The 7,684-nt window shown below is 63.5% G+C and carries 9 protein-coding genes; 2 read left to right on the top strand and 7 right to left on the bottom strand.

The features are described 5' to 3' along the window. Window positions 1-107: 107 nt before the first annotated feature. Window positions 108-782: a ribonuclease T gene (gene rnt, locus N5J71_RS07755; RefSeq protein WP_004423716.1), complete on the bottom strand. Its 675-nt coding sequence runs from the start codon at window positions 780-782 to the stop codon at window positions 108-110. Next, complete coding sequence (gene pyrC / locus N5J71_RS07750; protein WP_074859718.1) at window positions 779-1,825, bottom strand: dihydroorotase; 1,047 nt, start codon at window positions 1,823-1,825, stop codon at window positions 779-781. The genes rnt and pyrC overlap by 4 nt, the downstream gene beginning before the upstream one ends. Window positions 1,826-1,977: 152 nt before the next feature. Here pyrC and N5J71_RS07745 point away from each other — a divergent pair, with 152 nt between their 5' ends. Next, window positions 1,978-2,925 carry a flagellar protein MotY gene (locus tag N5J71_RS07745; protein WP_004423721.1) on the top strand — a complete coding sequence of 316 codons (948 nt, stop codon included), beginning with the start codon at window positions 1,978-1,980 and terminating at the stop codon, window positions 2,923-2,925. 117 nt (window positions 2,926-3,042) lie between these two features. Then, window positions 3,043-4,260, top strand: a complete 1,218-nt coding sequence (locus tag N5J71_RS07740; RefSeq protein ID WP_075746225.1) for an argininosuccinate synthase — start codon at window positions 3,043-3,045, stop codon at window positions 4,258-4,260. Window positions 4,261-4,383: 123 nt separating this feature from the next. Here the strand turns inward: N5J71_RS07740 and N5J71_RS07735 are convergent, their stop codons facing one another. The 5 genes from N5J71_RS07735 to N5J71_RS07715 all read right to left on the bottom strand — a co-directional run bounded on the left by N5J71_RS07735 (window position 4,384) and on the right by N5J71_RS07715 (window position 7,683). Then, entirely contained in the window at window positions 4,384-4,563 is a 180-nt protein-coding gene (locus N5J71_RS07735) for a PA3496 family putative envelope integrity protein (RefSeq protein ID WP_004423730.1), read from the bottom strand. 111 nt (window positions 4,564-4,674) lie between these two features. After that, entirely contained in the window at window positions 4,675-5,313 is a 639-nt protein-coding gene (nth, locus tag N5J71_RS07730) for an endonuclease III (protein ID WP_004423733.1), read from the bottom strand. Further along, complete coding sequence (locus N5J71_RS07725; protein WP_279916630.1) at window positions 5,310-6,017, bottom strand: electron transport complex subunit E; 708 nt, start codon at window positions 6,015-6,017, stop codon at window positions 5,310-5,312. The genes nth and N5J71_RS07725 overlap by 4 nt, the downstream gene beginning before the upstream one ends. Continuing rightward, complete coding sequence (gene rsxG / locus N5J71_RS07720; protein WP_279916629.1) at window positions 6,014-6,649, bottom strand: electron transport complex subunit RsxG; 636 nt, start codon at window positions 6,647-6,649, stop codon at window positions 6,014-6,016. The genes N5J71_RS07725 and rsxG overlap by 4 nt, the downstream gene beginning before the upstream one ends. A 2-nt stretch (window positions 6,650-6,651) precedes the next feature. Then, window positions 6,652-7,683: an RnfABCDGE type electron transport complex subunit D gene (locus tag N5J71_RS07715; protein ID WP_108235146.1), complete on the bottom strand. Its 1,032-nt coding sequence runs from the start codon at window positions 7,681-7,683 to the stop codon at window positions 6,652-6,654. Window position 7,684: the final 1 nt, after the last annotated feature.

Below are 7,684 nucleotides of genomic sequence, written 5' to 3'. Positions count from 1 at the left end.
CGGATCGCCGGCAAGCCGGCTCCTACAAAGATCGAGTGCAACGGCTTAACTGACTGGCATTAGGCGGACGCCGGTTTTTTCATGGGGTTCGATCGCCGCGCAGAGGCTCACTGATCGAATTCGTCCCAACCACCCATTTCCTTCCAGCGATTGACGATGCCGCAGAACAGCTCGGCGGTCTTCTCGGTGTCGTAGCGTGCCGAGTGCGCTTCCTTGCCGTCGAACTCGATACCGGCCGTCTGGCAGGCCTTGGCCAGCACGGTCTGGCCATAAGCGAGACCGGCGAGGGTCGCGGTATCGAAGCTGGAGAACGGGTGGAAGGGGTTGCGCTTGATGCCGCAACGGGCCACCGCGGCATTGAGGAAACCGAGGTCGAAGCTGCTGTTATGGCCGACCAGAATCGCGCGCTTGCAGCCAGCTGATTTGATCGACTTGCGCAGGCCCTTGAAAATTTCGCCCAGGGCATGCTCTTCGCTCACCGCCATGCGCAGCGGGTGGTCGAGCTTGATGCCGGTGAACTCCAGCGCGGCTTGTTCGATGTTGGCGCCTGCGAAGGGTTCGATGCGGAAGAAGTGGGTGTGATCCGGGTAGAGAAAGCCGCTTTCGTCCATGGCGATGGTGGTCGCGGCGATTTCCAGCAGGGCATCGGTGGCGCAGTTGAAACCGCCGGTCTCTACATCCACCACAACCGGCAGATAACCGCGAAAGCGCGCCGCCATGGGCGTGCGCGGACCGGACGGCAGGCTGGGTTCGAGTTCGTCGTCGTAGTTGTCTTCGCTCACGCCTGAGCCTCCAGCAATTTCCAGCGCAGGGTTTCGCCGGCGCGCAGCGGCACCACGCTGTTGTCGCCCAGCGGCAGGGTGGCCGGTACGGTCCATTCCTCGCGCACCAGGGTGATGCTGTCGCTGTTACGTGGCATGCCGTAGAAGTCAGGGCCATGGAAGCTGGCGAAGGCTTCCAGCTTGTCCAGCGCGCCGCGCTGTTCGAAAGCTTCGGCATACAGCTCGATGGCCGCAAAGGCGGTGTAGCAGCCGGCGCAGCCGCAGGCGGCTTCCTTGGCATGCTTGACGTGCGGCGCCGAGTCGGTGCCGAGGAAGAACTTGGCGTTGCCGCTGGTGGCCGCGTCGAGCAGGGCTTCCTGATGCACGTTGCGCTTGAGGATCGGCAGGCAATAGAAGTGCGGGCGAATGCCACCAACCAGCATGTGGTTGCGGTTGTACAGCAGGTGGTGCGCGGTGATGGTGGCGCCGACGTTGGCCGAAGCGGCCTCGACGAACTGCACCGCGTCACGGGTGGTGATGTGCTCGAACACCACCTTGAGCGTCGGGAAGCGTTCGACCACACGGGTCAGGTGCTCGTCGATGAAGGCTTTCTCGCGGTCGAACACGTCGATCTCGGCGCGGGTCACTTCGCCATGCACCAGCAGCAGCATGCCGACTTCGGCCATGACTTCCAGCGCCGGGAAGATCTTGTCGATGCTGGTCACGCCCGAGTCGGAATTGGTGGTGGCGCCGGCCGGATAGAGCTTGGCGGCATGCACGAAACCGCTGGCCTTGGCCGCACGCACGTCCTCGGGGCTGGTGTTGTCGGTGAGATAGAGCACCATCAGTGGCTCGAAGCGGCTGCCGGCCGGGCGCGCCGCGAGAATGCGCTGGCGATAGGCGTCGGCTTCGGCGGCGTTGCGTACCGGCGGAACCAGGTTGGGCATGATGATGGCGCGGCCGAAAGTGCGCGCGGCATCGCCGACGGTATGTGGCAGCACTGCGCCATCGCGCAGGTGAATGTGCCAGTCATCGGGACGCAGGAGAGTCAGGCGGTCGGACATGGAGGCTTCCAGGCGGGTAAAACGTGGCCGCATGTTAACTGAAAAGCGCCTGTTCGCGCTCGCGCCGACGCGACAATCGCACGTCGGGGTCAAGTTTCCGCGCGCCTGACCGATACCCCTTGGGAATGCCGTGAACCGCCGTGGAGTCGACCGTGCGTGCGCCCAATTTCCTTCTGATCAGCCTGCTGGCTGGCATGCCCTTGTGCCTGCCGGCGCATGCCATCAGCTTCCAGACGCGGCTGGAGAAAGTGGAGTGGACGGTCGAGGGCGATCAGTTCGAGTGCCGCCTGAGTCAGCCGATCAGCAATTTCGGCAGCGGCGAGTTCGTACGCCGCGCGGGTGAACAGGTCACCTTCCGTCTCAAGGCCCGTGAGCGCTGGATGGGCGCGGGTTCGGCGACCTTGCTGGCGGCGGCGGCGCCCTGGCAGCCGGGGCGCGGCGATATCAATCTCGGTGTGGTCAGCGTCGGTAATGGCGAGGTGCCGTTCAACAGCTCGCAGGAGCAGGGTTCGCGGCTGCTCACCGGTCTGCTCGAAGGGCGCAGCCCGCTGGTGCGTCATCGCACCCTCAATGGTGGCGACAACCTGGAAGTACGTTTGCTGCCGGTGAAGTTTCACAAGGCCTATGACGATTACCAGGCCTGTATCGCCAAGTTGCTACCGGTCAATTTCGATCAGATTCGCCAGGCGCAGATCGGTTTTCCCGGTGGCGGCATCGATCTCGATCCGATGGCCAAGGCCAAGCTCGACATCATCCTCGACTTCGTCAAGGCCGACCCGAGCATCAACAGCTTCCAGATCGATGGTCACGCCGACAACAGCGGCAATCGTCTGACCAATCGCGACCTGTCACGCCGTCGTGCGCTGGCCGTGCAGGAGTATCTGGTGGCCGGTGGCGTACCGGTCGAGCAGATCACCATGCGCTTTCATGGCGAGCGTTACCCGCTGGTGCCAAACAACAACGAAGCCAATCGCGCCAAGAACCGTCGCGCGACCCTGCGCCTGGATCGCGTACCCGCGCCGGAAGTCCCGGTACAGAGCGAACCGCAGACTGCTCCACCGAGCACCCCGGTCGATCCGGTCGGAAGCACCCCCTCCTGAGCAAAAAACGCTGATTCTCGCCGTCGCTTCGTCGTCACAAGCTGTCGCGCCCCTGTAAATTGGCCCGCAGGGCCAGTAGAATCACTGGTTTTACCGTACAACCCGTGGAGTGATGGCATGGCGGACGTCAAAAAGGTAGTTCTGGCCTATTCCGGTGGCCTGGACACCTCGGTGATCCTCAAGTGGCTGCAAGATACCTATAACTGTGAAGTGGTGACCTTCACCGCCGACCTCGGTCAGGGCGAAGAGGTCGAGCCGGCCCGCGCCAAGGCTCAGGCGATGGGCGTCAAGGAAATCTACATCGACGACCTGCGCGAAGAGTTCGTCCGCGATTTCGTCTATCCGATGTTCCGCGCCAACACCGTCTACGAAGGCGAGTATCTGCTGGGTACTTCCATCGCCCGCCCGCTGATCGCCAAGCGCCTGATCGAAATCGCCAACGAGACCGGTGCCGACGCCATCTCCCACGGTGCTACCGGCAAGGGCAACGACCAGGTGCGTTTCGAGCTGGGCGCCTATGCGCTGAAGCCGGGTGTGAAAGTCATCGCCCCGTGGCGCGAGTGGGACCTGCTGTCGCGCGAGAAGCTGATGGACTACGCCGAGAAGCACGCCATCCCGATCGAGCGCCACGGCAAGAAGAAGTCGCCGTACTCCATGGATGCCAACCTGCTGCACATCTCCTATGAAGGTGGCGTGCTGGAAGACACCTGGACCGAGCACGAAGAAGACATGTGGAAATGGACTGTCTCCCCTGAGGCAGCGCCGGACGCACCGACTTATATCGAGCTGACCTACCGCGCCGGCGACATCGTCGCCATCGACGGCAAGGAACTGAGCCCGGCCACCGTGCTGGCTGAGCTGAACCGCATCGGCGGCGAGAACGGCATCGGCCGTCTGGACATCGTCGAGAACCGTTTCGTCGGCATGAAGTCCCGTGGCTGCTACGAGACCCCCGGCGGCACCATCATGCTCAAGGCTCACCGCGCCATCGAGTCGATCACCCTCGATCGCGAAGTGGCGCACCTGAAAGACGAGCTGATGCCCAAGTACGCCAGCCTGATCTACAACGGTTTCTGGTGGAGCCCGGAGCGTCTGATGCTGCAGCAGATGATCGACGCCTCCCAGGCCAACGTGAACGGTGTGGTACGCCTGAAGCTGTACAAGGGCAACGTTATCGTCACCGGCCGCAAGTCCGACGATTCGCTGTTCGACGCCAACATCGCGACCTTCGAGGAAGATGGCGGCGCTTACAACCAGCAGGACGCGGCGGGCTTCATCAAGCTCAACGCCCTGCGCATGCGCATCGCTGCCGGCAAGGGCCGCAAGCTGGTCTGATCGACCGCTTCAGCCTGCCAACGAACCCCGGCCTTGTGCTGGGGTTCGTCGTTTCAGGTCTGCCAATTTCGACGCTCAAACAAAAGCCCCGGCTTGCGGGGCTCTTGTAGAAGGCAGCGGCTCTCAGATATCGAAGTCGTATTCGGCCAGCTGTTTGTGCAGGCGGCGCTCTTCGAGGAAGTTATCGATGATGCGGCGCTTGGTCAGGTTGGTCTTGGCGACTTCCACCGCAGGCTCGGCATCGTCTGCATCGTCCGCGACAAAGTCTTCGTCCAGCTCGAGGTCTTCTTTGTCTGTGCTCATTTCTTCCACTCCAGGCCATTTACTGGGGCCAATGGCGCACCTTATAGCGGCAAAAAATGAGCGGGTAAAAAAGATTTTTTCAATCAGAGGATCGCCAGATTCTATGGTCGATCAATCGTCAGAAGTTTTCGCCTTGTACTCGCACAGATCTTCGATGCGGCAGGCGCCACAGCGCGGTTTGCGTGCGGTACAGACGTAGCGCCCGTGCAGGATCAGCCAGTGATGGGCGTCGAGCAGATAATCCTTGGGCACGAACTTGAGCAGCTTCTTCTCCACCTCGACCACGTTCTTACCCGGTGCGATGCCGGTGCGGTTGCTGACGCGAAAAATATGCGTGTCCACGGCCATGGCCAGTTGGCGAAACGCGGTATTGAGCACCACGTTGGCGGTCTTGCGGCCGACACCGGGCAGGGCTTCGAGGTCCTCGCGGTTGTCCGGCACCTGACTGCCGTGCTTCTCTATGAGGATGCGGCACGCCTCGATGACGTTCTTCGCCTTGCTGTTGTACAGGCCGATGGTCTTGATGTATTCGGACAAACCCTCGACGCCGAGGGCGTAGATGGCCTCCGGCGTATTGGCCACCGGGAACAGCTTGGCCGTGGCCTTGTTGACGCTGACGTCGGTGGCCTGGGCCGAGAGCGTCACCGCTACCAGCAGCTCGAAGGGCGTGCTGTAGGCCAGCTCGGTTTTCGGCTCGGGGTTGTCTTCGTGCAGGCGGCGGAAGATTTCCTGGCGCTTGGCAGCATTCATTCGATGACTCCGGTAACGCGAACGCGGCGGCTTTGGGCGGGTAGCTCGGGCGCGGCGGCCTTGGCCCGCTCGGCTGCAATCTGATCGATGCGGTTCTTACCGGCGATCAGCAGGCCCAGCACGATGAAGGCGCCCGGCGGCAGAATGGCCAGCAGAAAGCCCTTGTAATCCTGCACCAGGGTAAGTTTCCACTCGGCGGCAATCGGCCCAAACAACAGGTGCATGTTGGCGAACAGAGCGCCGGTGCCGAGCAGCTCGCGAATGGCGCCGATCAACACCAGCACCATGCCGAAGCCTAGGCCCATCATCAGACCGTCATAGGCGGCGCGGGCCGGGTCGTGCTTGGCGGCGAAGCCGTCGGCGCGGCCGAGGATCACGCAGTTGGTGGTGATCAACGGGATGAAGATGCCGAGGATCTGGTACAGCTCGTAGGTATAGGCCTGCATCAGCAGCTCGATGCAGGTGGTCAGCGCGGCGATGATCATGACGAAGGCCGGCAGGCGCACGGCGGTATTGACCACGCCGCGCACCAGCGACACCGCGGTGTTGGAGCACACTAGCACCACTGCGCTGGCCAGGGCCAGGCCGAGGGCATTGACCGTGGAGTTGCTCACCCCCAGCAGCGGGCAAAGGCCGAGCAGCTGCACCAGCGCCGGGTTGTTCTTCCACAGGCCGTTGAGGGTGATGTCGCGATAGCTGGTCATTGCTCGTCCTCCGCCAGGCCCAGCAATTGGGCGCGGTGCTTGTCGAAGTAGCGCAGGGTACCGTGCACGGCCTTGACCACGGCGCGCGGGGTGATGGTGGCGCCGGCGAACTGGTCGAAGTCGCCACGATCCTTCTTCACCGCCCAGCCGTCCTCGCCAGGGTTGCTCAGGGACTTGCCCTCGAAGCTGCGTATCCAGTCGCTCTTGGCCGGCTCGATCTTGTCACCCAGCCCCGGTGTTTCCTTATGGCCGAGCACACGCACGCCAGCCAGGCGGCCATCGGCGAAGATGCCCACCAGCAGGTGAATGGCACCGCTGTAGCCGTCCGGCGCGGTCACCGGCAGGATCAGCGCGCTGGGCTGACCGCCCTTCAGTGCCAGGTAGGCCGACTGCGGGCTGCGGTGGCCCAGTTCGGGAGCGTTGAGCTCGATGCGGTTGTCCAGCAGGTGGTTGTCGTAGCTGCCGGCCGGCAGGATCTCGGCCAGGGCGCGCACTTGTGCTTCGCGCTCGGCGGCGGCGATACGAGTGGCGGTGCCCTGTTGCAGCAGGGCCACGCTGCCAACGGTGCCAATGGCGAACAGGCCCAGCACCAGGGCGTTCTTCAGCATTGAGCGGCTGATTTCCGGCAGCATGCTCATTCTCCCAGCTTGAAGCCGCTGTTGGGCTTGCGATGGCCGTAGCTGCGCGGCCGGGTGTAGTAATCGATGGTCGGCGCCGCCAGGTTCATCAGCAGCACGGCGAAGGCTACCGCGTCCGGGTAGCCGCCCCAGGTACGGATCACGTAGACCAGCACGCCGACGCCGATGCCGAACACCAGACGCCCGCGATTGCTGGTAGCGCCGGAAACCGGGTCGGTGACGATGAAGAAGGCGCCGAGCATGGTGGCGCCGGTCAGCAGGTGGAACAGCGGCGAACCGTTGGAATCCGAGCCGCTGCCGTTCCAGAACAGCAGGCTCATGACGAACAGCGCGGCGAGCATGCCCAGCGGCGCGTGCCAGGTGATCAGGCGCTTGTGCAGCAGGTACAGGCCGCCAGCGAGGAAGGCCAGGTTGACTGCTTCGCTGCCGGCGCCGCCGAAGTGACCGAAGGCTGCATTGCTGGCGCGCAGCTCGTCGATGGTCAGGCTCTTGTTCACCTTCAGGGCATCCAGCGCGGTGGCCTGGGCCCAGCCATCAGGCAGGCTGGCGATGCCCAGTATGTGCTTGAGACCGTCCAGCGCGGCGACGCCATGCGGGGCCGGCCAACTGGTCATCTCCACCGGGAAGGAGATCAGTACCACCACGTAGCCGACCATGGCCGGATTGAACGGGTTCTGCCCGAGTCCACCATAGAGCTGCTTGCCGAAGCCGATGGCGAAGCCACAGGCGATCAGAGTCAGCCACCAGGGCGAGTAGGGTGGTAGAGCCAGGGCCAGCAGCACGGCGGTGACCAGGGCGCTGTAGTCCTTGAGGAAGAACGCGATCGGACGTTTGCGTGCCGCCAGCAGAGCAGCTTCGAAGCCCAGCGCGCAGAGGCTGGCCCAGAGCAGGTTGAACAGGGTGCCGGCGCCGAACAGCCAGGTCAGTGCGAGGATGCCCGGCACGGTGGCCAGCAGCACCTGCAGCATGACCTGCTGGGTACGGTTGCTGCCCTTGGCGTGGGGCGATGTGATGCGGGGCAGGGCCATC

It is taken from the genome of Ectopseudomonas oleovorans (assembly GCF_029845265.1).
GTDB classification, from domain to species: domain Bacteria; phylum Pseudomonadota; class Gammaproteobacteria; order Pseudomonadales; family Pseudomonadaceae; genus Aquipseudomonas; species Aquipseudomonas oleovorans.
This window is presented reverse-complemented; position numbering and strand designations above follow the sequence as displayed.

What these genes read in the sequence shown, in the direction of transcription:
- N5J71_RS07740 (WP_075746225.1), top strand. Translation starts at nt 3,043, where the DNA reads ATGGCGGACGTCAAAAAGGTAGTTCTGGCCTATTCCGGTGGCCTGGAC.
- rsxG (WP_279916629.1), bottom strand. Translation starts at nt 6,649, where the DNA reads ATGCTGCCGGAAATCAGCCGCTCAATGCTGAAGAACGCCCTGGTGCTG.
- N5J71_RS07735 (WP_004423730.1), bottom strand. Translation starts at nt 4,563, where the DNA reads ATGAGCACAGACAAAGAAGACCTCGAGCTGGACGAAGACTTTGTCGCG.
- N5J71_RS07725 (WP_279916630.1), bottom strand. Translation starts at nt 6,017, where the DNA reads ATGACCAGCTATCGCGACATCACCCTCAACGGCCTGTGGAAGAACAAC.
- N5J71_RS07715 (WP_108235146.1), bottom strand. Translation starts at nt 7,683, where the DNA reads ATGGCCCTGCCCCGCATCACATCGCCCCACGCCAAGGGCAGCAACCGT.
- pyrC (WP_074859718.1), bottom strand. Translation starts at nt 1,825, where the DNA reads ATGTCCGACCGCCTGACTCTCCTGCGTCCCGATGACTGGCACATTCAC.
- nth (WP_004423733.1), bottom strand. Translation starts at nt 5,313, where the DNA reads ATGAATGCTGCCAAGCGCCAGGAAATCTTCCGCCGCCTGCACGAAGAC.